Here is a 22,556-nt window from a genome sequence, read left to right on the forward strand (position 1 = left end):
GCTTTTCACCACTCATCAGGCCGAGCGTTAGCTCGCCTTCCGCTTTTGATCTGAGCGCCCCCTCGAGAGGCCGAGCGCAGGTTCTGCGCAGTGGGCAACCCGGCATGGATGCCGGGTTAGCCGCCCCCGGCCAGGGATGGCCGATGGCGGCGGGCCCACGGAGCAGGACCGGAGCGAGGGCATGCCGAGCCTAGGCGAGGCACCGAACGAAAGGGGCAAGAGCGCTTGGTTACTTGCCGCTTCTGCAAGTGACTCGCCGTAAGGGCGAAACCAATAGCCGCCGTTACCGCAGCAATGGATATGTACACCATCAAAACCTATATCGCCTGACGCAAAGCCATCGCGAGCAGGCTCACTCCTACAACAGGCGCGATATCAGTAGGGTTTGGGTGGGGCCGCGTCCGTCGGGGCTTTTGCCGAACCCTGCTTTTGCACCCGCCACGTCGCCGGCGGCATGCCGAACTGACTGATGAACCACCGCGTAAACGAACTCGCCATCGAGTAGCCAAGCATGTCGGCAATGCGACCGAGCGTGTAATTCGGGTTGTCCAGATAACGCAGCACCAGGTCGCGGCGCACATCGTTGATCACATCGTTGAACGCACACCCATCATCCTTCAGGCGACGTTGCAGGGTGCGAACATTCATGCCCTGGCTCTGCGCGACTTGCTCGATGGTAGCGCGGCCCATGGGCAGCAGCAGGTAGATGGCCTTGCGCACTTCGAACAGCATCGAAGTGCCTTGGTGGCTTTGCAGCGAATCGAGGTAGCTCTGGGCGTAACGGGCCATGGCCGGGTCGGCATTGGCGTTGGTCATGTCCAGACTGGCACCTGCGCAGACGATGCCGTTGAACTCACTGCCGAACTCCAGGGTGCAGCCGAACAGGCGACGGTGCAGTTGAAGGTTGTCGGGAGGCTGGTGAGTGAAATTGACGCTGTAGGGATGCCAGTGAGAGCCGAGCAGGGCGGCGCACAGGCGGAACATCACGCCGATGGCAAGCTCGGTGGCCTGTCGACTGGGCATCGGCGAGTCGGTGACCACCTCCTCGCGAATGATCACCATCTTGCCGGCCTCTTCAATGAAGATGGCCAGCGAATCATTCATCAAGTGCCGGTAATGCACCACCACCTGCAAGGCATCACGCAGCGTGCGCTGATGGCTGAGCAGCAGGCTGACCACGCCGAAGTCCGAGAGCTGGCGCGACTCGGCCATGCTCAGGCCGAAGTTCTGGCAACCGCTGGCGGCGGCTGAATCCTCCAGCAGACGCACGGCGGCATCGATGGGAATGCGATGCTCAGGGGCTTGCAGCAGGGCTTTGCTCAAGCCGACGCCGGCCAGTACATCGCGCGGGTTGAACCCCAGGTACTGAGTAACCTCCAGGTAGTTGGTCAAGACGGCGGCGCGAACAAGCTTGGGCATGCGAAGGTCTTTCCTGGGCCGGTTGCGATTCAGATGAGCGTGGCGACTATATCCAGCACATCAGCGATTGAACAGTTGTGATGTTGTCGAGGGCGCTCGCCAGTTTCTGTCCGCAATCACCTCCGTTGTCGTGGAGCAATCGACGCACACCCATTGATTACAGTGAGCTGCAGAGAACCTGTGGGGATTTTCGACCAGTGGTCGGCGCGCGCCAATACCTGGAAATCTGTCATGAAAAGAAAAGTGCCTGACGTCCAATGAAAAGCGCCTGGGGTGGGCGCTCTTTAATGTCAGTCCTACAAAAAGCCCCTGGCCACAGAGCCAGTCGAGTCATCGAGAAAGCGTAGGTGCTGAAGTGGACAAACTGCAAACTGCCGCAACCGTTCTGATCGTACCGGGCCTGCGCGAGCACGTTGCCGAACATTGGCAGACGTTGCTTGAAGCCAGGCTGAGCAAGGTACGTAGTGTGCCGCCGCAGGAGACCGACAAGCTCGATTGCAACAAGCGCGTGCAAGCGATCCAGCACGCGCTGGAGCAGATCGACGGGCCGGTGATCCTGGTCGCCCATAGCGCCGGCGTACTGATGGTCGCGCACTGGGCCGCTCAGTACCGCCGGCCGATCAAGGGCGCGCTGCTGGCTGCTCCACCTGACCTCGATGCCCCTTGGCCGTCAGGCTACCCATCGCCTGAAACCCTGCGTAGCCAGGGTTGGGATCCTCTACCCAAAGGGCCGCTGCCATTTCGCAGCCTGGTGGCCGCCAGTACCAACGACCACCTCGCCAGCCTGGAAGCCGTTACGCACCTGGCTGAAGGCTGGGGCAGCGAACTGCTCAATCTGGGTGACGTCGGTCATCTCAATCCTGCTGCCGGGTACGGGCACTGGCCGCAAGCCGAAGCCCTCATCCTCGAGCTGGATCGCTAGTTCAGGCGCCGGTTGGCTCGCGCCATCCGGCATTTGCCCTCACTCCTGAAAAACGCAAACCCCTGGAACAAGAGGGTGCGCGAGGGCGGCTGCGCTTAAAACAAATACAAAATGGCGGAGACAACGCAATGCACAACAATAATAGTCACGGGTTCACCGCTTCACGCTACACCTTGCTGGCCTCAGCCATTCTCGCGGCAACGGTGCCGATGGCCCATGCGGCAGAGATCGAGACAGGTAACCCGGACTGGACCGTTCGCCTGGATAACACCATCAAGTACAACTATGGCGTACGCACTGAAAGCGCGGACAAACGTATGTTGGGCACGCCGAACAACAACGACGGCGACTACAACTTCCGCAAGGCCGGGACCAACATCACCAACCGCGTCGACCTGTTGACCGAGATGGACGTGGTCTACCAGAACCACATGGGTTTTCGCGTCAGCGCCGCCAGCTGGTACGACAAGGCCTACGAGAACACCGGTTCCAATTCGAACCCGTTCGTCAACGGCAACGGTTCGACCTCGGGCCTGGTCGCCAACGACCCGCGCCTGGCCGGGGTCACCAATGACAACGTCGGCAACGGCAGCCCGCACCTGAGCAACTATGCCCAGCGTTACTACACCGGTCCGTCCGGCGAAATCCTCGACGCCTTCGTGTTCTACAGCACCGAAGTGGGCGAGGAGTCGATGCTGAGTTTCAAGGCCGGCCAGCACAACGTGTTCTGGGGCGAGACCATTCTCAACCCGGTGCATTCGATCAGCTACGGCCAGTCCGGCCTGGACCTGGCCAAGCTGGCCGCGTCGCCGGGCACCGAAGCCAAGGAACTGTTCGTTCCGCGCAATCAGCTGTCGATGTCCTTCACGATCAATCCCGAACTGACCGTGGCCGCCCAGTACTTTCTCGACTGGGACGCCGCACGCCTGCCGGAAGCCGGCACCTACTACGGCGGCTCCGACCTGGTCGGTTTCGGCGCGCAGTCGTTCCTGCTGGGTAACACTAATGCTGTCGTGCCTGGCAGCCCTCTGGGTTGCGGCCTGGCGCCGTGCAACGGCTTGACCAACGTGCGTCGCGGGCATGACCTGACGCCGGACAAGCGCGGCGACTGGGGCCTCATGGCCAAGTGGTCGCCCGCCTGGCTGGACGGCACCCTCGGCGTCTACTACCGCGAAACCTCGGAAATCCTCCCGCAAGCCTGGCTGGATGCCCGAGGCCTGAGTTCGGCCAACCCGAACGGAACTCGCCCGGCCGGCCAGGTGCCCGCGGTGATCAATACGCTCAACTCGCTGAGCACCGCCACCTATCAAATGGCCTATGCCGACAACATCAAGATCGTTGGCCTGAGCCTGTCCAAGGATGTGGGCGGGGTGAGCGTGGGGTCGGACCTGAACATTCGTCACAACATGCCGCTGGCGAGTATTCCGGCAATTGTCAGCACTAACAGTCCGCTGGGCCTGGGCGCGGGTCTTGGCCTGTTGCCGGCGCGTACGGCTGCCACCGGCGTGGTTTATGACACCCCGCAGAAGGGCGACAGCATGGCCGCCACCGGCGACACCTTGCACTGGACGCTCAACGGTCTGATGACCATTGCCAAAACGCCTGTATTCGATTCGGCAACCCTGCTTGGCGAGCTGTATTACAGCAACCTGCTCAAGCTCGATAGCAAGAACGAGGCGCTCTACAAAGGCAAGGGCACCTACCGCGGTATCGACCAGCCAACCCGGGACAACTGGGGCATCGCGGTCAACTTCACACCGACCTGGTACCAGGTGTTTCCCGGTGTCGACCTCAACGCGCCGATGTCCATCAACGTCGGTCTCGATGGCGTTTCACCGGTCTCCGGTGGCGGTGCCAAAGACACCGGTAACTACGCCATCGGTCTCGGGGCCGTTGTGTACAACAAATACTTTGTCGACCTGAAGTACGTGGACTCTTTCGGCAAGACCGACAAGTGCAATGTCAGCGGTGTGAGTACCGGCCCGACCGGAGGTGACGGCGCTGCGCCGAACGCCTTTAGCGGTAACGAAAACTACGCCTGTTTCGCCGGTGGCTACTCGGCCTTTTCCGGTGGTGGTGCAACGACTGAGGACCGTGGCGCCGTTTACCTGACGATGAAAACCACTTTTTGATTCAACACTGATTTGCTCAATGCAAGCAGGAGAATAACAAGATGAAATTTGCTAAAACCGTGTTGGCCGCTTCGCTGGCCATGGTCCTGGTCGCTCAGGCACAGGCCGCTGTTTCAACCCAGGACGCTGCCAAGTTGGGCAGCAGCCTGACCCTGGTGGGCGCCGAAAAGGCCGGGAACGCTGATGGTTCCATCCCTGCCTACGACGGTGGCCTGACCACGCCGCCGGCCAGTTTCAAATCCGGTGACAGCATGCGCCCGGATCCGTATGCCAGTGAAAAACCGTTGCTGGTGATCGATGGCAAAAACGTCGATCAGTACAAGGGCATGCTCAGTGCTACCACGGTGGAACTGGCCAAGCGTTTCCCGACTTACCGTGTCGACGTATACCCGACCCACCGCACCGTTTCGCTGCCAAAAGCCATCCTCGATAACGGCGTGAAGAATGCCAGCGGCGCCAAGTCCCTCGAAGGCGGTCTGGCCATCGATAACGTGCTGCCGGGCGTGCCGTTCCCGATCCCGCAATCGGGCAGCGAAGCGATGTGGAACTTCCTGCTGCGCTATCAAGGCGTGAGCATCAACTCCAAGTACGACTCCTGGAACGTTGACTCCGCTGGCGTGCCAAGCCTGGCCACCACCGGGCAGGCATTCATCTCCTACCCGATCTACGAAAACCTGGCGCAGCCGATCAGCAGCGCCGACGTGTACTACCAGATGAAGCTGTCGTACACCGGCCCTGCACGCCGGGCCGGTGAAGCGGTGATGCTCAAGGACGCCGCCAATCCGCTGCAGCAACCGCGCCGCGCCTGGCAGTACCTGCCGGGTCAGCGTCGGGTCAAACTGGCACCGAACCTGGCTTACGACACGCCTAACCCAGGCACCGCCGGCGCGGGCACCTACGACGATGTTTTCGTATTCAACGGCGCGCTGGACCGTTACGACTGGAAGCTGGTGGGCAAGCAGGAAATGATTGTGCCCTACAACACCTACAAGCTGACCTACGCCCAGGATCCGAAGTCGCTGACCACCGCCAATCACCTGGCACCGGACTTCGTGCGTTGGGAAAAACACCGCGTCTGGGTGGTGGAGGGCAACCTCAAGGCCGGCTCCCGCCACATTTATCAGAAGCGCCGCTTCTACCTTGATGAAGACAGCTGGACCGCTCTGGCCTCGGATCAATACGACGCTCGTGGTCAGTTGTACCGTGGCTCCTTCGCCTTCCTCAGCCAGAGCTACGACAAGCAGGTCCCGGATTCCACGCCCTTCATGATTTACGACCTGGTCGGTGGTTCCTACAACATCAACGGCGTGGTCGGGCCTTATGGCGGCATCAAGTACATCGATCCGCTTTCCAAGGCCCAATGGTCGTCGGAATCCCTGGCCGGCAGCGGCATTCGCTAAGCCAACCGCAAAAAAGCGCCTACAAGGTCCACCGCTCACAAGGCGGTGGGCCGTGCGCCGACGGCGTGGGCGCCAGGTTTTCCGAAGAGGACGCGGTATGTGTTCGTATAAGAATTATTTGCAGGTGGCGTTTGGCGTTGTGCTCGGCCTGTTGCAGGGCGTCACCCTTGCGGCTGATTACGTCGATGTGCTGGACCTGCCCGCCAGAGTCAGTGCCTTGGCCATCAACAGCCCGTTGTCCGGCATGGCTCGCGCCGGTGAGCGCGTGATCGCCGTCGGCCAGCGTGGCCATATTCTGTTTTCCGATGATGCCGGCAAGCACTGGCAGCAGGCAGCGGTGCCGGTCAGTGCCGATCTTACGGCGGTGAATTTTCCGACCACCACCCAAGGGTGGGCGGTGGGCAACGACGGTGTGGTGCTGCACAGCAGCGACGCCGGCGCGACCTGGCAAAAGCAACTCGACGGCCGCCAGATCGGCGCCTTGCTGGTCAAGCATTACACGGCGTTGGCCAGTGCCGAACCGGGCAATGAACAATGGCCGTTGCTGGTTGCCGAAGGCCAGCGGTTGATCGAGCAGGGCGCAGACAAACCGCTGCTCGACACATGGTTTGCCAACGACAAAGTCGGTTATGTGGTCGGCGTGTTCAACCTGATCCTGCGCACCGAGGACGGTGGCCAGAGCTGGACGCCATTTCAGGATCGCACAGACAACCCGCAAGGTTTCCACCTCAACGCCATCGCTTCCACCGGCGACGCGTTGTACATCGCCGGCGAACAAGGCCTGTTGCTCAAATGGGATGACAACGCCCAGCGCTTCAGCGCCGTGCCGACGCCGTATCAAGGCAGTTTTTTCGGCGTGCTCGGCAAGCCTGGCGAAGCGCTCGTCTATGGCCTGCGCGGCAACGTCCTGCGCAGCACCGATGGCGGCCAAAACTGGACGGCACTCGACACCGGCCTGCACGTCAGCATCACCGCTGGGCTGATCGATGCCCGTGGCGACTACCGTCTGTTCACCCTGGGTGGGCAGATGCTGGTCAGCCAGGGCACGGGCGCGCAATTGCACCTGCTGCGCCAACCGGTGCCGACCCCGGTCGCCGGTGTTACCCAGTCCGCCGCTGGTGCGTTGGTGGTCGCGGGCAGCCGTGGCGCCCAGACGCTAGCCCTCGAACCCTAAGAGCGAGAACCCAGACATGGGCAATATCAAACAAGACGCCATGCCGGTAATCCGCGACCTGCGGGATTTCGACCAGCACTCCGGCAACCACCTCGAACGGTGGGTGTTCAACTATCGGCCGCTGTTCATGCTGCTGATGGCGATGGCCACCGTGGTGCTGGGTTTCATGGCCGTGACACGCCTGGAGCTGCGCCCAAGCTTCGAAAAAATGATTCCGCAGAGCCAGCCGTACATCCAGAATTTCCTGGAAAACCGCCAGTCGTTGCGTGGCCTGGGCAACTCGGTGCGCGTGGTGGTCGAGAACACCCAGGGTGATATTTTCGACCCCGCTTACCTCGACGTACTCAAGCAGGTCAACGACCAGCTGTTCCTCACCGAAGGCGTTGACCGCGCATGGATGAAATCCCTGTGGAGCCCGGCGGTACGCTGGACCGAAGTCACCGAGGATGGTTTCCAGGGTGGCCCGGTGATGCCCGATACCTATTCCGGTCAGCCTGAACAAATCGAGCAACTGCGCCAGAACATCTCCCGCGCCGGTCTGGTCGGCAGCCTGGTGGCCAGTGACTTCAAGTCGAGCATGCTGATCGTGCCGTTGCTGGACAAAGCCGCCGCCGGTGGTCAGCCCATCAACTATCACGCGTTCTCGCAGATGCTCGAAGAGCAGTTGCGCGACAAGATCGAATTCGCCGGCGACAGCGCGGCGCGCAAATCCGGGGAAGAGGGCAAGGGCCAATACAAGGTTCGGGTAATCGGCTTCGCCAAACTGATGGGCGACCTGATCGATGGCCTGATTCAGGTGATGATGTTTTTCGGCCTGGCAGTCATCACTTCGCTGGCGATCATCTATGCCTACACCCGTTGTGTGCGCAGCACGTTGCTGGTGGTCGGCTGCTCGCTGATTGCGGTGGTCTGGCAACTGGGTATCGTCGCCTGGCTCGGTTATGCCATCGACCCGTACTCGGTGCTGGTGCCGTTTTTGATCTTCGCCATTGGTGTGTCCCACGCCGCACAGAAGATGAACGGCATCATGCAGGACATCGCCCGAGGCACTCACAAACTGATCGCCGCGCGCTATACCTTCCGCCGCCTGTTCATCGCCGGCGTCACCGCGTTGCTGGCCGACGCCGTGGGTTTTGCGGTGCTGATGCTGATCGACATTCCGGTGATCCAGGACCTGGCGATCACCGCCAGCATCGGCGTCGCCGTGCTGATCTTCACCTCGCTGTTGCTGATGCCGGTGGCGCTGTCCTATGTCGGTGTTGGCGCCAAGGCTGCCGAGCGCGCGTTGAAAATCGACACCCGTGCCGAACACCACAAGGGCTTCGGCAAACTCTGGGACCTGCTCGACCGCTTCACCACCGCCAAGTGGGCGACCGGCGCAGTATTGGTCGCCGTGTTGATGGGCATCGGCGGCTTCATGGTCAGCCTCAACCTGAAGATCGGCGATCTCGAAAGCGGTGCGCCGGAGCTGCGTGCCGACTCGCGCTACAACCGCGACAACGCCTACATCACCCAGCATTACGCGCTGTCCAGCGACCTGTTCGCGGTGATGATCAAGACCGCGCCGGAAGGCTGCCTGAACTACAAGACGTTGGTCCTTGCCGATCGTTTGGCCTGGGAGCTGCAACAGTATCCAGGCGTACAGGCGACGACCTCGCTGGTCAACGCCGTGCGGCAGATCACTGCCGGCACCTATGAAGGCAACCCCAAGCTCAACAGCATCCAGCGTAACCAGGACGTGCTCAACTACGCCGCGCAGCAGGCCTCGGTCAACTCGCCTGAGCTGTTCAACAACAACTGCTCGCTGATGCCGGTGATCACGTTCCTCAAGGATCACAAGGCTGAAACGCTGGATGCGGTGGTGGCGATTGCCGACAAGTTCGCCAAGGAAAACAGCACCGAAGATCGTCAGTTCCTGTTGGCGGCCGGCAGCGCTGGCATCGAAGCGGCGACCAACATCGTCGTGCGCGAAGCCAATCGCACCATGTTGCTGTACGTCTACGCGGCGGTGACGCTGTTTTGCCTGATCACCTTCCGCAGCTGGCGCGCCACGTTGGTGGCGTTGTTGCCGCTGGTACTGACCTCGATCCTTTGCGAAGCGCTGATGGTCGCCATGGGGATCGGCGTAAAGGTTGCGACCTTGCCGGTGATCGCCCTCGGCGTGGGCATCGGTGTTGACTACGCCTTGTACCTGCTCAGCGTGCAACTGCACTTCCAGCGCCAGGGCTTGCCGTTGTCCCAGGCCTACCGCAATGCTGTGTCCTTCACTGGCCGGGTGGTCGGGCTGGTGGGCATCACCCTGGCGGCTGGCGTGGTGTGTTGGGTCTGGTCGCCGATCAAGTTCCAGGCCGACATGGGCATCCTGCTGACCTTCATGTTCCTGTGGAACATGCTGGGTGCGCTGGTGCTGATTCCTGCCCTGTCTTATTTCCTGTTGCGCGAACGGGCGCTGGCGCCCGGCCCTGTTGCGCAAGCCGACAACACCGAAATCTCTCAACGTCCGGGCATGCCTCATGCCCTGACCACTTCCGAGTAAGCCAACGATGTCTGATTACAAAGCTCCTTTGCGTGACATGCACTTCGTACTCAACGAGGTTTTCCAGGTGTCCCGGTTGTGGGCCAAATTGCCTGGCCTGGCCGAGGTGATCGATGAAGAAACGGCCGCCGCGATCCTCGAAGAAGCCGGCAAGATCAGCGCCGAAGTGATTGCACCGCTGAACCGCAGCAGCGATGAACAAGGCTGCACCTGGAGCAATGGCTCGGTGACGGCACCGGATGGTTTTGCCGCCGCCTACAAGGCTTTTGCCGAAGGTGGCTGGGTGGGCGTAGGTGGCGATCCACGGTTCGGCGGCATGGGCATGCCCAAGGCCATTTCGGCCCAGGTCGAAGAGATGGTCAATTCGGCCAGCCTGTCCTTCGGCCTGTACCCGATGCTGACGGCCGGCGCGTGCCTGTCGATCAATGCTCACGCCAGCGAAGCACTGAAAGCCACCTACTTGCCGAACCTGTACGACGGCACCTGGACCGGCTCGATGTGCCTGACCGAAGCGCATGCCGGCACAGACCTGGGCCTGATTCGCACCCGTGCCGAACCTCAGGCCGACGGCAGTTTCAAGATCAGCGGCAGCAAGATATTCATCACCGGCGGTGAGCACGACCTGACCGAAAACATCATTCACCTGGTACTGGCGCGCTTGCCGGATGCACCGGCGGGACCGAAAGGCATTTCGCTGTTCCTGGTGCCCAAGGTGCTGGTCAATGCCGATGGCTCGCTGGGTGAGCGTAACTCGCTGTCCTGCGGTTCCATCGAGCACAAGATGGGCATCAAGGCCTCCGCCACATGCGTGATGAACTTTGACGGTGCCACCGGCTGGATCGTCGACGCACCTAACAAAGGGTTGGCGGCGATGTTCACCATGATGAATTACGAACGTCTGGGCGTGGGTATTCAGGGCCTGGCGCAAGGCGAACGCTCTTACCAGAACGCCGTCGAATACGCCCGTGACCGTCTGCAAAGCCGTTCGCCGAGGGGCGCGCAGAACAAGGACAAAGCCGCCGATCCGATCATCGTTCACCCGGATGTACGACGGATGCTGTTGACCATGAAGGCCTTGAACGAAGGCGGGCGGGCGTTTTCCAGCTACGTGGCCCTGCAGCTGGATACCGCCAAGTACAGCGAAGACGAGTCAATCAGCAGTCGCGCCCAGGAACTGGTGTCGCTTCTGACCCCTGTGGCCAAGGCGTTCCTCACCGACATGGGGCTGGAAACCACCGTGCATGGCCAGCAGATCTTCGGCGGCCATGGCTATATCCGCGAATGGGGCCAGGAGCAATTGGTTCGCGATGTGCGCATCACCCAGATCTACGAAGGCACCAACGGTATCCAGTCACTGGACCTGGCCGGGCGCAAAATCGTCGGCAGCGGCGGGGCGCTCTACCGGCTGTTCGCTTCGGAAATCCGCAACTTTACCGCTAATGCCTGCGCTGACCTCGGCGAGTTCACCAGGCCGTTGAACGCCGCCGTCGACACCCTCGACGAACTGACCGCATGGTTGCTGGACCGAGCCCAGAACAACCCGAATGAAATCGGCGCGGCTTCGGTCGAGTACCTGCACGTGTTCGGCTACACCGCGTACGCCTACATGTGGGCGCGAATGGCCAAAGCCGCCATGAGCACGCATTCCAAGGACGCGTTCTATGTCAGCAAACTGGCCACTGCACGCTTCTACTTCGCCCGTCTGCTGCCACGTATCCACTCGTTGAGCGCGTCGGCCAAGGCTGGCAGCGAATGCCTCTATAAATTGGATGCAGAGCAGTTCTGAGCCCACGTAAAAAAGGACCGGGAACCACAACCATGATGGCGACAAAAATAATTCCGCCCGCCGACGGCGCCTACGCCTATCCCTTGCTGATCAAGCAATTGTTGTTGTCCGGCGTGCGCTACGAGCCGGGCCGGGAAATCGTGTATGCCGACAAGCTGCGCTACAGCTACCAGACGCTCAACCAGCGGATACGCAAGCTGGCCAACGCCTTGACCGCTGCCGGCGTCAAGGCCGGGGACACGGTGGCCCTGCTTGACTGGGATAGCCATCGCTACCTGGAATGTTTCTTTGCCGTGCCGATGATCGGCGCGGTGCTGCATACCGTGAACATCCGTCTTTCGCCGGATCAGGTGCTCTTCACCATGAACCATGCCGAGGACGACCTGGTGCTCGTGCATGACGATTTCCTGCCTCTGGTTGAACAGATTCAGGGGCAGCTCAACACCGTCAAAGGTTACTTGCAGCTTACGGACGACACAGCCACTCCCACGTCGCTGCCGGTACTGGGGGAATATGAAAACCTGTTGGCCGGGGCCGCAGACCAGTACGACTTTGCCGATTTCGATGAAAACTCGGTGGCGACCCTTTTCTACACCACGGGCACTACCGGCGACCCTAAAGGCGTGTATTTCACCCATCGCCAATTGGTCTTGCACACCTTGAATGCCGTGGGCACTTTGGGCGTCTACCAGGGGTTGCCGCTGCTGCGCTCCGATGATGTCTACATGCCGATCACACCGATGTTTCACGTGCATGCCTGGGGTGTGCCCTATGTCGCCACCCTGATGGGCATCAAGCAGGTGTACCCCGGCCGCTACGAGCCCAACAGCCTGGTCAGGCTGTATCGAGAGCAGAAGGTTACGTTCTCCCACTGTGTGCCGACCATTCTGCAAATGATCCTGAACTGCGAGGAGGCGCAACGGACTCGTTTTGATGGCTGGAAAATGCTCCTGGGCGGCAGCGCGCTGACCTTGGGCATCGCCAGTGAAGCGAGTGCCAAAGGTATTCAGGTACACAGCGGTTATGGCATGTCGGAAACCTGCCCGTTGCTGTGCCTGACTTACCTGCGCGACGAAGACCTCGCACAATCCACGCAAGCCCAACTGGCGACCCGCATCAAGACTGGCACAACCGTGCCGATGGTCGACCTGAAAATCATCGATGCCAATGGCAATGACGTTGCCCATGACGGAGAGTCCCTGGGCGAGATCGTGGTGCGCGCGCCTTGGTTGACCCAAGGCTATTTGAAGGAGCCCGAAAAGGGGGCAGAGCTTTGGCACAACGGCTGGCTGCACACCGGCGACATGGCCTCCATTGACCCTTTGGGAGGGGTGGAAATCAAAGATCGAATCAAGGATGTCATCAAGACGGGCGGGGAGTGGATCAGCTCCCTGGAACTGGAAAGCCTGATCAGCGAACACCCGGCCGTCATGTCGGTCGCGGTCGTGGGCATTGCGGACGAGCAATGGGGCGAACGGCCGATGGCGCTGGTGGTGTGCGAGCCTGGGCACTACCTCGACCGCAAGATGCTGGAGGTGCACCTGCAAGGGTTTGTCGAGCGTGGCCGTATCAACAAATGGGCGATCCCCAAGCGGTTCAGGTTCGTCGCCGAGATCCCTAAAACCAGCGTCGGGAAGATTAACAAGAAGCTCATCCGGGAAAGCGAATCGAGCTGAAAGGCGCGGCGGATGCCACGTCAACCCTGACCACTGATCGCGAGGTCCGCTGTTTCATATCCGTCAAAGGGGATCATGCATCCAGATGCTTGATCCCTTTTTTCGTTTCAGGTCTGTGTAAGCGTCGCGGCGATGTCGTTGAGTCTGTCGCAATAACTCAGGGCAAGTAGCCGGCAGCCTGGACGAGGTGGTTGTCCTGCCCGGCAACGATGAGGTGCATGGGCACATGGGGTTGCTCATCAACAACGGAAGTGACCTCAAACCCACCCACTACCAGCGGCTGTCGCTCACACATTTCGGTCGACTCTCCCGCCAGTTTTTTCGCCATTTTCGCGTGGTTCGCTGCGATTTCGTTGAGAGTTGACACGTTACATCTCCGGGTAAAAGACCCAGCGCATGGCTGGCGTCCAAAATATTGATTTGATGGTTGTCGCGTCAGAATTACGTCGTTTCCGGGCGATTACGACCGGCGATTGCAATCCCTGCGCCAGAGGCTGTGGCAATTCTTTGTCGCGTCTACATTAGCGACGAATGGTGACATTTGGATGTGCTTGAATCGGGCGTAAACTGGCAGTGCTACTTCATCAGGAGGAGCCGGAGATGATTGCCGACCGAATGACCGCACAGACGTCCGCGGACAAAGCTGTCTGGGATCAATATTTTTGCGCTGCGCTGATTGCGGAAAGCAATCTGACGGCGCCGGTTGTAGGAGGGGCCACTCATGAGGACAGGCAGAATCTGTTGATTGAAAGAGCCAAGGCGCTCGCCGACAAAATGATGGATACGCGCCAGTGAATGGAAACACATGCATGTTCAACACCTCGGCCCAACCTTTTCAGGTTGGGCTTTTTCATGCCTGTCTCAACCCGACGTAAACCCAGTCCCGAACACCCCCGCGATTTTGTAGGAGCCAGGCTTGCCGGCGAAGGCGCCCGTGAAATCGCCATCGCCGGCAAGCCGGCTCCTACAGGTTTTTAGCGTGAACCCCAATCCCGAATCCCCCGCGATGTTGTAGGAGCCAGGCTTGCCGGCGAAGGCGTCCGCCAGATCGCCATCGCCAGCAAGCCGGCTCCTACAGGTTTAGCGTGAACCCCCAATCCCGAATCCTCCCCCGATCCGTAGGAGCCGGCTTGCTGGCGATAGCGCCCGCAAGACCGCCATCGCCGGCAAGCCGGCTCCTACAGGTTTGGCGTGAACCTCAATCCCGAATCCTCCCGCGATTTTGTAGGAGCCGGCTTGCCGGCGATGGCGTCCGTGAGATCGCCATCGCCAGCAAGCTGGCTCCTACAGGGTTGGCGTGCGCTGCAAATGCGGGCGAGGTCTTATATTTCTAAAAGATATAAATAGATAATTATATATTCCTTTTAATGTCGTTCCGGGAGGTGCACTTTGGGCGCCTGCACATCCGTTCGGATGCGTTCGACATCACACAGGAAGCCGCATCATGACCATCAAAGCGATCAACGTTCGCAACCAGTTCAAGGGCGTCATCAAGGAAATCGTCGAAGGCGAAGTGGTCTCGGAAATCGATGTGCAAACCGCATCCGGGATCGTCACCTCGGTGATTACCACCCGCTCGGTGCGCGACCTCGAATTGAGGGTGGGCAGTGAAGTCATCGCCTTCGTCAAATCCACCGAGGTCTCGATTGCCAAGCTCTGAATCGACGTTCAAGAAAACGACAGGCCCTGGCTCGCGCGGATCAGGTCATAGGCCTTGCGCGCGATCAGGTTGGCGGTGTTAGGCCGGATCCACAGGTAGTAAGTGACGTCCGGCAGTCGCGGCAATCCATCATTTTCACCCAGCACACGCATGTCCGGGCCGAGCATTTCCATGCTTCGGGGGGTGACCCCCAGCCCCGCGCGCGTCGCCGCTTTAATGCCGATCAGGTTCGACGCCAGGTACGCCTGGCGCCAGGGAATGTTCGCGCGTTCCAGCGCTTCCAGCGCATAGCGTCGATAGATGCTCGGCTCATCCACGAGAATCAGCGGCAAGGGTTCGCCGGGGTTGTGCAGGTATTGCGCCGAGCAAATCCACCACACCGGCGAGGTGCGCAAGGCAAAGCCTTCGAGGTTCGGGTCTTCGCGAGTGGAAATCACCATGTCGACCTTGCCCCGGTGCAGGTCTTCCATCAGGAACGGGCTGCGACCGACGTCGATTTCCAGACGCAAGCGCGGTGCCGAGCGAGCGATGTGGCTGAGGATCGGCGGCAGGATCGTGTCGGCGATGTCATGGGGCGAGCCGATGCGCAACACGCCGCTCAAGCTGCTTTCACGCAGGGAACTCAAGGCTTCGTCGTTGAGCGAGAGCATTTGCCGTGCGTGGCGCAGCAACTGCAGCCCGGCTTCCGTCAGTTGTTTTTGCCGCCCGCGTTTCTCGAACAGATTCACCCCGACCTGTTGCTCCAGGCGTTGCATGTGTTGGGTGACCGACGATTGCGTGCGGTCCAGTTGTGCGCCGGCCTCGGCAAAACTGTGGTGATCCACCACCGCGATGAAAGTGCGCAGCAATTCGAGATCAAGCGTGGGCAGGGTCGACATGGGCGTTTCCAGGGCTGTTTTTACATCACGAGTTTAAACATAAGCATTAAGAATCGTTATGTGTTTTTTCTGAGTTATTCAGTGTGAATGGGGTTCTAAGCAACAAATTCAGGGGTTGTGGCCATTCTGCCTTTCAGCGCTAAACGCCAAGTTATAACGATATTAGATATTTGAATTTCCGTTACACCAACGCTGTACCTAGGATCCCCCACATCAGGTCGGGGGACGCCGATCATCCATGAGGGGGAAAAACCATGTTGTTCGAGCGCACACCTGTAAAACGAATATTGCCTGTGATGTTGGGCGCCCTGATCTCACTGGCCGCCAGCACGGCTGCCCAGGCTGACGCGACGCTGGACAAGATCGAGCAGCGTCATGCGCTGGCGGTCGGCGTGCTGTTGTCGGGCGGCCCGTTTGGCGGGATAGATCCGGCTACCCAGAAGCCGCGCGGCTTGAACGTCGAGCTCGCTCAGGAACTGGGTCGCCAGTTGGGCGCTGAAGTAGAACTGGTGCCCGTCTTGCCGGCCAACCGCGTGCAGTTTCTGCAGCAGGGCAAAGTCGATTTGCTGATCGCCAACATGGAATGGACGGCGGAACGCGGTGAGATTCTCGGTTTTGTGCCCACGCCGTTTTACCGGGTTGGCGGCACCGCTGCGGTGCTCAAGGACAGCAAGATCAGCCGTTGGGAAGACCTCAAGGGGCAGCCGGTCTGCACCTCGCAAGGCAGCAGCTACGTCAAGCCGCTCACCGAGTTGGGCGTCGAGATCAAAGCTTTCAAGAGCTCGTCGGAATCCTTGCTGGCGTTGCGCGGCAATAACTGCGTCGCCGCCGTGCACGACGCCACGCTGGTCAATCCATTGATCGCCGACAGTGCCGAATGGAAAGACTACCGGGCGATCTCCCCGGAACTGAACCCGGCGCCCTCGGTGATCTGGACACGTCGCGGCGAAAGCGACACCCAGGCCAGGCTCGACCCGATCGTCAAGGAACTGCACCGCAGCGGCTGGCTGATCGAAGCGCAGACCCGCAACCGCATCACGCCCGCGTCACCGGCGCTGGTCGAGTTGCAAAAGAAGTTTCAGGCCAACGGCGCCTGATTCAACTCATCGTCTTCACTACGCCGGCGCATTGCGCGACGGCTGTTCAAGGTAGTCGCGCATGAATCGCTATTTTTCCGTAAAAACCCTGTCCTCGCTTTGCCTGGCCGGCGCTGTCGTGTTGGGCGCGAGCCTGGCTCAAGCCGATGCCACGCTGGACAAGATCGAGCAGCGCCACGCCATCAGTGTCGGGGTGATTCTCAGCGGGCCGCCGTTCGGCACCATCGACCCGAAGACGGGCGAGCACCTGGGCTACAACGTCGAACTGGCCAAAGGCGTTGCCAAGGCCTTGGGTGTCGAAGCCAACACCGTCTCGGTCCTGGCGCCGAACCGCGTGCAGTTTTTGCAGCAGGGCAAGGTCGACATCCTGATCGCCAACATGCAGTTCACCGACGAGCGCGCCGAGATCCTCGATTACGTGCCCACGCCTTATGAAGAGGTGGGCGGCGCGGCGTTGATTCGCAAAGGCTCGGGCATTACCCAATGGGCCGACCTCAAGGGCAAGCCGGTGTGCGTGTCCCAGGGCAGCAACTTCATCAAGCCGTTGCAGGAAACCTACGGCGCCGAGATCAAGGCGTTCCGCAGCCAGTCCGAGTCGCTGTTGTCGCTGCGCGGCAATGGCTGCGTGGCGGCGGTGCATGTCAGCCCGACCATGCATGCGTTGTTGAGCGATGCCGAGTGGGCCGGTTATGAAATCCCGCTGCCGGGTGATTTGATCCCCTCCAACTCGGTGATCTGGTTGCGCAAAGGCGAGCACGATACCCAGGCGAAACTCGATGCCATCGTGCGCGACTGGCACCGCAGTGGCTGGTTGATCGAACTGGGCGAACGCACCGGCATGGCGCCGTCTCAAGCCCTGCGTGACTTGCACGAAAAATATCGCAACGCCGCGCCGCTGGCGGTGCTGCCATGAGTCAGGGGTTGTTCGCGGACTTGCAGCAACTACTCGGCGCCAGCCATGTGCAGAGCAGCGAAGAGGCCGCGCCGTACCTGACCGATAAACAGGGCCGTTACGTCGGCCAGGTCATTGCCGCCGTGCACCCGGCCAATACCGAAGAGGTCGCGGCAGTGGTCCGCGCCTGCGTGGCCGCCGATACACCCGTGGTGGTGCAGGGCGGCAACACTGGCCTGATGGGCGGCGCCACCCCGGACGCCAGCGGCCATGCGGTGTTGCTGTTGCTGGATCGCCTGAACCGGGTGCGCGTCGTGGACACCGACAACGACACGCTGACTGTCGAAGCCGGCTGCATTCTGCAAAACGTGCAGGACGTCGCCCGTGAGGCCGGTCGCCTGTTTCCTCTGAGCCTGGGCGCCGAAGGCAGTTGCACGATTGGCGGTAACCTCGGCACCAACGCCGGCGGCACCGCCGTGTTGCGCTACGGCAATACCCGCGAACTGACGCTGGGGCTGGAAGTGGTGACCGCCGAGGGTGAAATCTGGAATGGCCTGCGCGGTCTGCGCAAGGACAACACCGGTTATGACCTGCGCGACCTGTACATCGGCAGTGAAGGCACCCTCGGCATTATCACCGCCGCCACGCTGAAACTGTTCCCGCTGCCCAAGGCACAAGCCACGGCGTTGCTGGCCTTCGACTCGCTGGCGCAGGCGGTGCAATTCCTGTCCCATGCCCGCGCCGGGTTTGGCGCCAGCCTCACCGCTTTTGAACTGCTCAGTGCCGATTGCCTGGCGTTGCTGCGCGAGCAATTTCCCGAGGGGCCGCAACCTTTTATCGGTGTCAGCCAACCCTGGTTCGCGTTGCTGGAACTCTCGGATAACCACAGCGAAACTCACGCCCGCGAAGCCTTTGAAGTGGTGCTCGGCGATGCGTTCGAAAAAGACTTGCTGGCCAATGCGCTGATCGCCGAAAGCCTCGCGCAAAGTGAAGCGCTTTGGCTGTTGCGCGAGAACATGAGCGAGGCGCAGAAACGTGCCGGCCGCAACATGAAGCACGACATCTCGGTGCCGATTTCCCAGGTCGTGGCGTTCGTCAGCCACACCGATGCGCTGTTGCAGGCGCACTTTCCCGGTGTCCGGCATTTCACCTTCGGCCATCTGGGCGACGGCAACCTGCATTACAACGTCGCTCATCCGCTGGATTCGACGGTGGATGCGCACATGGCGAACTACGCGGCGCTCAGCCTGCTGGTTCACGACAGCGCCCATGCCCACGGCGGCTCGATCAGCGCCGAACACGGCATCGGCCAACGCAAGCTGGGCCTGCTGGATCGCTACAAAAGCCCGGTGGAGCTGGATCTGATGCGGCGCATCAAGCAAGCGCTGGACCCAAAAAATCTGCTCAATCCGGGCAAGGTCGTGGAGGTTGCCCAGCCATGACACTAAGACTTTCCAGGCGAGTGCAGCGTGTGTCCTTGTCGGCCAACGCCGCCGCCAAATCCCGCGCTACCGAGTTGCGCGAAGCCGGTCGCGACATTCTCGACCTGACCACCGGCGAGCCGGATTTCGACACGCCCGAACACATCAAGCAGGCGGCATATGCCGCCATCGCCGCCGGTGCCACCAAGTACACGCCGACGCCGGGCGTGAAGGCTTTGCGACTTGCTGTGCAGCGCAAGCTCCAGCGCGAAAACGCTCTGGAGTATTCGCTGCCCTCCATCGTGATTGCCAACGGTGCCAAGCAAATCATCTTCAACGCCTTTGCCGCGACCCTCGACGAGGGCGATGAAGTGCTGGTGCCCACGCCGTACTGGCCGTCGTTTCCGGACAGCGTGCGTTTCAACGGTGGCGAGCCGGTGTTTATCGAATGCGGTCTGGAGCAGGGCTGCAAGCTGACAGCCGCGCAACTGGAGCAACACATCGGCGAGCGCACGCGCTGGTTGATCCTCAACGGCCCTGGCAATCCCAGCGGCGCGGTTTACAGCGCGGCCGAGTTGCAGGCGCTCGCCGAGGTGCTGCGCCGTCATCCGCAGGTGTTGATCCTGCTGGATGAACTCTATGAGCACATCCGTTTCGACGGTCAGCCGCCGCAGAGCCTGCTCAATGTCGCGCCGGATCTGCAAGCGCGCTGCCTGCTGGTCGGTGGTGTGTCCAAGACCTACGCGATGACGGGTTGGCGCATCGGTTTCGGTGCCGGACCACAACTGCTGACGGGCGCCATGGCGGTCGTGCAGTCGCAATCGACTTCCGGGGCTTCCTCGGTGGGGCAAGCGGCCGCATTGGCGGCCTTTGACGGAGGACTGGATTTCCTGCCCGAGCACGTTGCGGCTTATCAACTGAGAAGGGATGTGTTGGTGGGTACGTTGCGCGACGTAGACGGTCTCGAAGTGCTTGAGCCTCAGGGTGGTTTCTTCGTGTTTGTGCGCTGCGCCGGTTTGCTGGGCCGTTATCGTCCTGACGGCATCCGTTTGAACAGCGACGCCGACGTCGTCGAGTATTTGCTGGAGGAGGGCGTGGCCGGGGTGGCGGGCAGTGCTTATGGCCTGTCGCCGTGGTTCCGCCTGTCCATCGCCACCGCGACCGACAGCGTGGCTGAAGCCGGACGCCGCATTGCCCGGGCCTGCGCGCAACTGCGGGGTACGGCATGAGTCACTGGCTGGAGCTTTTCGTCCACTGGAGCGCCGGATTCGGCCTGAACTACAGCTTTCTGCTGGATGCCTACCAACGCGGCACCCTGGTGCAGGGTGCGCTGACCACGGTGCTGTTGTGCCTGTTCACCATCGTCGGCAGTTTGCTCGCCGGCGTGGGATTGGCGGCGATGCTGACGTCGGGCAAGCCGTGGCTGGCGAAACCGGCGCGGGTGTTCGTCGAAGTCACCCGCAACACGCCGACGCTGGTGCAACTGTATTGCGCCTTCCTGGTGCTGAACATGTTGCTGACCCAGGCCGTCGGCGCGGCGAACCCGCTGACGCCGTTCGCCTGGGTGGTGATCGTGATCTCGCTGCACAAGGGCGCATTCCATGCCGAAGCCTTGCGAGCCGGCATCGAGGCCGTGCCGAGCGTGACGCTGGAAGCGGCCAGTTCCCTGGCGTTCAACGCTCGGCAGTTGTTGTGGAACGTGCAACTGCCGCTGGCCTTGCGCTTCGCTTTGCCATCGCTGATCAACAACCTGATTGACCTGGTGAAAATGACCGCCGTCGCCTCGGCGATTGCCGTGGGCGATATCACCTACGCGTCGATCATGATCTGGACCCAGAGCGATAACGTGCTGGAACTGATGATCCTGATTCTGAGCTTTTTCGGTCTGCTGAGTTTTATCGTCAATTGTGTGGGGCGCTACCTCGAAGCGCGCCTGAGGATGCCCGGCTATGGCCATTGAATCGTCCGTCACCGCGCCGGTGACCTGGCCACGGCGGCATGTCGGCAAATTGTTGCTGCTGATCTTCATCGTGCCCGGGCTGCTGTGGTTTGCCCCGCAAAGCCCGGTGCTGAAGGCGCTGCTGCAATGGTCGCCAGCCCTGGCCGTGGGCTTCGGGCAAAACATTCTGATCAGTCTGGTCGCCATTGCGCTGGGGTCGGTGCTGGGGTTGCTGGTGGGCGCACTGGCGTTGTCGCCGCTGCGTCTGCTGCGCTTGCCCGCGCGGATCTGGGTGCAGATTTTCCGCAATGCGCCGTGGCTGGTGCTGATCTATTTCACCACCTATGTGTTCCCGTTCGAGATCAAGATCGGCAGCGCCTACATCTCGTTCCCAGACTGGGTCAAGGTGACCATTGGCCTGGCCTTGCCAGCAAGCGCCAACGTCGCGGAAATCTTCCGTGGCGCCATCGCTTCGATCCCGAGCACACAGTGGGAATCGGCCCGTTCGCTGGCGTTCACACGTGGGCAGATTTTCCGCTCGATCATCCTGCCGCAGTGCTTCAAACGCATGTTGCCGCCGTGGATGAACCTGTATGCGGTGATCACCATGGGCACGGCGCTGGCCTCGCTGGTGGGTGTGCATGACGTGATCGACACCGCCCAGATCGCCAGCAACACCGTGAACATGACCGGCTTCACCGTGGTGATTTACCTGAGCCTGCTGGTGCTGTTCTTCGCGTATTGCTACCCGATTTCCCGTCTTACCCAACGCCTGGAGCGACGTTATGCCTTCTACTGAAACCGTCGCCGAGCCTCTGGTCAGCCTGCGCGATTTGCACCTGTCGTTCGCCAATAATCCGGTGCTCAAAGGCATCGACCTCGACGTTCATCGTGGGCAGGCGGTGTCGATCATCGGCCCGTCCGGTTCCGGCAAATCGACCATCCTGCGCTGCATCACCGGGTTGTTACAGCCCCAGCGCGGCAGCATCCGCGTCGGCACCACCGAGGTGCATACGCTGGCGCAGGAAGCCCAGCGCATCGAGTTGCGCAAGCGCGTGGGGTTTGTCTTTCAGCAGTACAACCTGTTCCCGCATTTGTCGGTGCTGGAGAACCTGGTGATTGCGCCGCGCAAGGTGTTGGGGCGCAGCCGCATCGAGGCCGAAAAAGAAGCGCGTGCCTTGCTGGCGAAAGTGCGCATGGAGCACAAGGCTGATGCCTATCCGGGGCAACTGTCCGGCGGCCAGCAACAACGTGTGGCGATAGCCCGGGCGCTGGCGATGCGCCCGGAATTGATCCTGTTCGATGAAGTGACCTCGGCCCTTGACCCGGAAACCGTCGGCGAAGTGCTGACGGTGATTCGCGAGCTGACCGAAGAGGGCATGACCTGTGTGTTGGTCACCCACGAAATGCGCTTCGCCGAAGAGATCAGCGACATCGTCTACTTCACCGAAAACGGCGTGATCGTCGAACACGGCAGCGCCGCACAGATTTTCCAGCACCCGAGCAGCGAGCGCACCCAGGAATTCCTGCGCCATGCCTTGGGTGATCCGGGACGCCGTCCCGCCGTTGCCAACGATCCGTATCTGCTGACCAACCTGGGTCGCTACAGCCTGTCCGTCTAATA

The 22,556-nt window shown here is 61.0% G+C and carries 19 protein-coding genes; 16 read left to right on the plus strand and 3 right to left on the minus strand.

Features of this window, described 5'->3' with window-relative positions; all coding sequences use genetic code 11:
- Window positions 1-375 precede the first annotated feature (375 nt).
- Window positions 376-1,419: an AraC family transcriptional regulator gene (locus tag KGB25_RS22815; protein WP_008032805.1), complete on the minus strand. Its 1,044-nt coding sequence runs from the start codon at window positions 1,417-1,419 to the stop codon at window positions 376-378.
- A 355-nt stretch (window positions 1,420-1,774) separates the two neighbouring features.
- Here KGB25_RS22815 and KGB25_RS22820 point away from each other — a divergent pair, with 355 nt between their 5' ends.
- The 7 genes from KGB25_RS22820 (at window position 1,775) to KGB25_RS22850 (ending at window position 13,045) form a co-directional block, all read left to right on the plus strand.
- The gene (locus KGB25_RS22820; protein ID WP_008040963.1) at window positions 1,775-2,341 is read left to right on the plus strand and encodes an RBBP9/YdeN family alpha/beta hydrolase; all 567 of its coding nucleotides are present in this window, start codon (window positions 1,775-1,777) and stop codon (window positions 2,339-2,341) included.
- Between the two features lie 128 nt (window positions 2,342-2,469).
- A complete protein-coding gene (locus KGB25_RS22825) occupies window positions 2,470-4,473 on the plus strand; it encodes a DUF1302 domain-containing protein (RefSeq protein ID WP_223436764.1) in 2,004 nt (667 codons plus the stop codon).
- A 41-nt stretch (window positions 4,474-4,514) separates the two neighbouring features.
- Window positions 4,515-5,873 carry a DUF1329 domain-containing protein gene (locus KGB25_RS22830; protein ID WP_192226497.1) on the plus strand — a complete coding sequence of 453 codons (1,359 nt, stop codon included), beginning with the start codon at window positions 4,515-4,517 and terminating at the stop codon, window positions 5,871-5,873.
- Window positions 5,874-5,970: 97 nt separating this feature from the next.
- Window positions 5,971-7,047: a WD40/YVTN/BNR-like repeat-containing protein gene (locus tag KGB25_RS22835; protein ID WP_223436766.1), complete on the plus strand. Its 1,077-nt coding sequence runs from the start codon at window positions 5,971-5,973 to the stop codon at window positions 7,045-7,047.
- 16 nt (window positions 7,048-7,063) lie between these two features.
- Window positions 7,064-9,583 (plus strand): efflux RND transporter permease subunit, encoded by a 2,520-nt coding sequence (locus KGB25_RS22840; RefSeq protein ID WP_192226501.1) that lies wholly within the window; start codon window positions 7,064-7,066, stop codon window positions 9,581-9,583.
- Between the two features lie 7 nt (window positions 9,584-9,590).
- On the plus strand, window positions 9,591-11,369 hold the full coding sequence (locus KGB25_RS22845; protein ID WP_008040959.1) for an acyl-CoA dehydrogenase C-terminal domain-containing protein: 1,779 nt from the start codon (window positions 9,591-9,593) through the stop codon (window positions 11,367-11,369).
- A 32-nt stretch (window positions 11,370-11,401) separates the two neighbouring features.
- Complete coding sequence (locus KGB25_RS22850; RefSeq protein WP_223436768.1) at window positions 11,402-13,045, plus strand: fatty acid--CoA ligase; 1,644 nt, start codon at window positions 11,402-11,404, stop codon at window positions 13,043-13,045.
- A 157-nt stretch (window positions 13,046-13,202) separates the two neighbouring features.
- Here the strand turns inward: KGB25_RS22850 and KGB25_RS22855 are convergent, their stop codons facing one another.
- The gene (locus KGB25_RS22855) at window positions 13,203-13,412 is read right to left on the minus strand and encodes a hypothetical protein (RefSeq protein WP_008032820.1); all 210 of its coding nucleotides are present in this window, start codon (window positions 13,410-13,412) and stop codon (window positions 13,203-13,205) included.
- Window positions 13,413-13,645: 233 nt separating this feature from the next.
- On the opposite strand from KGB25_RS22855, the gene KGB25_RS22860 reads away from it, so the two are divergent.
- Together KGB25_RS22860 and KGB25_RS22865 are read left to right on the plus strand one after the other, a co-directional pair.
- Complete coding sequence (locus tag KGB25_RS22860; protein ID WP_008032821.1) at window positions 13,646-13,840, plus strand: hypothetical protein; 195 nt, start codon at window positions 13,646-13,648, stop codon at window positions 13,838-13,840.
- A 649-nt stretch (window positions 13,841-14,489) separates the two neighbouring features.
- Entirely contained in the window at window positions 14,490-14,705 is a 216-nt protein-coding gene (locus tag KGB25_RS22865) for a molybdopterin-binding protein (RefSeq protein WP_008032823.1), read from the plus strand.
- Window positions 14,706-14,713: 8 nt separating this feature from the next.
- On the opposite strand, the gene KGB25_RS22870 is transcribed toward KGB25_RS22865, so the two are convergent.
- Window positions 14,714-15,583, minus strand: a complete 870-nt coding sequence (locus KGB25_RS22870) for a LysR substrate-binding domain-containing protein (protein WP_008032824.1) — start codon at window positions 15,581-15,583, stop codon at window positions 14,714-14,716.
- Between the two features lie 254 nt (window positions 15,584-15,837).
- On the opposite strand from KGB25_RS22870, the gene KGB25_RS22875 reads away from it, so the two are divergent.
- The 7 genes from KGB25_RS22875 (at window position 15,838) to KGB25_RS22905 (ending at window position 22,554) form a co-directional block, all read left to right on the plus strand.
- Window positions 15,838-16,680 (plus strand): transporter substrate-binding domain-containing protein, encoded by an 843-nt coding sequence (locus KGB25_RS22875; RefSeq protein WP_223436770.1) that lies wholly within the window; start codon window positions 15,838-15,840, stop codon window positions 16,678-16,680.
- Between the two features lie 61 nt (window positions 16,681-16,741).
- Window positions 16,742-17,593 carry a transporter substrate-binding domain-containing protein gene (locus KGB25_RS22880; protein WP_223436772.1) on the plus strand — a complete coding sequence of 284 codons (852 nt, stop codon included), beginning with the start codon at window positions 16,742-16,744 and terminating at the stop codon, window positions 17,591-17,593.
- On the plus strand, window positions 17,590-19,014 hold the full coding sequence (locus KGB25_RS22885; RefSeq protein WP_223436775.1) for an FAD-binding oxidoreductase: 1,425 nt from the start codon (window positions 17,590-17,592) through the stop codon (window positions 19,012-19,014). The genes KGB25_RS22880 and KGB25_RS22885 overlap by 4 nt, the downstream gene beginning before the upstream one ends.
- Complete coding sequence (locus tag KGB25_RS22890; protein ID WP_223436777.1) at window positions 19,011-20,222, plus strand: aminotransferase class I/II-fold pyridoxal phosphate-dependent enzyme; 1,212 nt, start codon at window positions 19,011-19,013, stop codon at window positions 20,220-20,222. Before KGB25_RS22885 ends, KGB25_RS22890 begins: the two co-directional genes overlap by 4 nt.
- Window positions 20,219-20,953 (plus strand): amino acid ABC transporter permease, encoded by a 735-nt coding sequence (locus tag KGB25_RS22895; RefSeq protein ID WP_192418278.1) that lies wholly within the window; start codon window positions 20,219-20,221, stop codon window positions 20,951-20,953. Before KGB25_RS22890 ends, KGB25_RS22895 begins: the two co-directional genes overlap by 4 nt.
- Window positions 20,943-21,731, plus strand: a complete 789-nt coding sequence (locus KGB25_RS22900; RefSeq protein WP_223436779.1) for an amino acid ABC transporter permease — start codon at window positions 20,943-20,945, stop codon at window positions 21,729-21,731. The genes KGB25_RS22895 and KGB25_RS22900 overlap by 11 nt, the downstream gene beginning before the upstream one ends.
- A complete protein-coding gene (locus KGB25_RS22905) occupies window positions 21,718-22,554 on the plus strand; it encodes an amino acid ABC transporter ATP-binding protein (RefSeq protein WP_207286377.1) in 837 nt (278 codons plus the stop codon). The genes KGB25_RS22900 and KGB25_RS22905 overlap by 14 nt, the downstream gene beginning before the upstream one ends.
- Window positions 22,555-22,556: the final 2 nt, after the last annotated feature.

The sequence above is a fragment of the Pseudomonas sp. BF-RE-21 genome (genome assembly GCF_019947305.1).
Classification (GTDB): domain Bacteria; phylum Pseudomonadota; class Gammaproteobacteria; order Pseudomonadales; family Pseudomonadaceae; genus Aquipseudomonas; species Aquipseudomonas migulae.

Bases quoted from the DNA above. Each gene is read 5' to 3' on its own strand.
- KGB25_RS22815 (WP_008032805.1), bottom strand. From the start codon at position 1,419: ATGCCCAAGCTTGTTCGCGCCGCCGTCTTGACCAACTACCTGGAGGTT.
- KGB25_RS22825 (WP_223436764.1), top strand. From the start codon at position 2,470: ATGCACAACAATAATAGTCACGGGTTCACCGCTTCACGCTACACCTTG.
- KGB25_RS22830 (WP_192226497.1), top strand. From the start codon at position 4,515: ATGAAATTTGCTAAAACCGTGTTGGCCGCTTCGCTGGCCATGGTCCTG.
- KGB25_RS22835 (WP_223436766.1), top strand. From the start codon at position 5,971: ATGTGTTCGTATAAGAATTATTTGCAGGTGGCGTTTGGCGTTGTGCTC.
- KGB25_RS22840 (WP_192226501.1), top strand. From the start codon at position 7,064: ATGGGCAATATCAAACAAGACGCCATGCCGGTAATCCGCGACCTGCGG.
- KGB25_RS22845 (WP_008040959.1), top strand. From the start codon at position 9,591: ATGTCTGATTACAAAGCTCCTTTGCGTGACATGCACTTCGTACTCAAC.
- KGB25_RS22850 (WP_223436768.1), top strand. From the start codon at position 11,402: ATGATGGCGACAAAAATAATTCCGCCCGCCGACGGCGCCTACGCCTAT.
- KGB25_RS22860 (WP_008032821.1), top strand. From the start codon at position 13,646: ATGATTGCCGACCGAATGACCGCACAGACGTCCGCGGACAAAGCTGTC.
- KGB25_RS22865 (WP_008032823.1), top strand. From the start codon at position 14,490: ATGACCATCAAAGCGATCAACGTTCGCAACCAGTTCAAGGGCGTCATC.
- KGB25_RS22870 (WP_008032824.1), bottom strand. From the start codon at position 15,583: ATGTCGACCCTGCCCACGCTTGATCTCGAATTGCTGCGCACTTTCATC.
- KGB25_RS22875 (WP_223436770.1), top strand. From the start codon at position 15,838: ATGTTGTTCGAGCGCACACCTGTAAAACGAATATTGCCTGTGATGTTG.
- KGB25_RS22880 (WP_223436772.1), top strand. From the start codon at position 16,742: ATGAATCGCTATTTTTCCGTAAAAACCCTGTCCTCGCTTTGCCTGGCC.
- KGB25_RS22885 (WP_223436775.1), top strand. From the start codon at position 17,590: ATGAGTCAGGGGTTGTTCGCGGACTTGCAGCAACTACTCGGCGCCAGC.
- KGB25_RS22890 (WP_223436777.1), top strand. From the start codon at position 19,011: ATGACACTAAGACTTTCCAGGCGAGTGCAGCGTGTGTCCTTGTCGGCC.
- KGB25_RS22895 (WP_192418278.1), top strand. From the start codon at position 20,219: ATGAGTCACTGGCTGGAGCTTTTCGTCCACTGGAGCGCCGGATTCGGC.
- KGB25_RS22900 (WP_223436779.1), top strand. From the start codon at position 20,943: ATGGCCATTGAATCGTCCGTCACCGCGCCGGTGACCTGGCCACGGCGG.
- KGB25_RS22905 (WP_207286377.1), top strand. From the start codon at position 21,718: ATGCCTTCTACTGAAACCGTCGCCGAGCCTCTGGTCAGCCTGCGCGAT.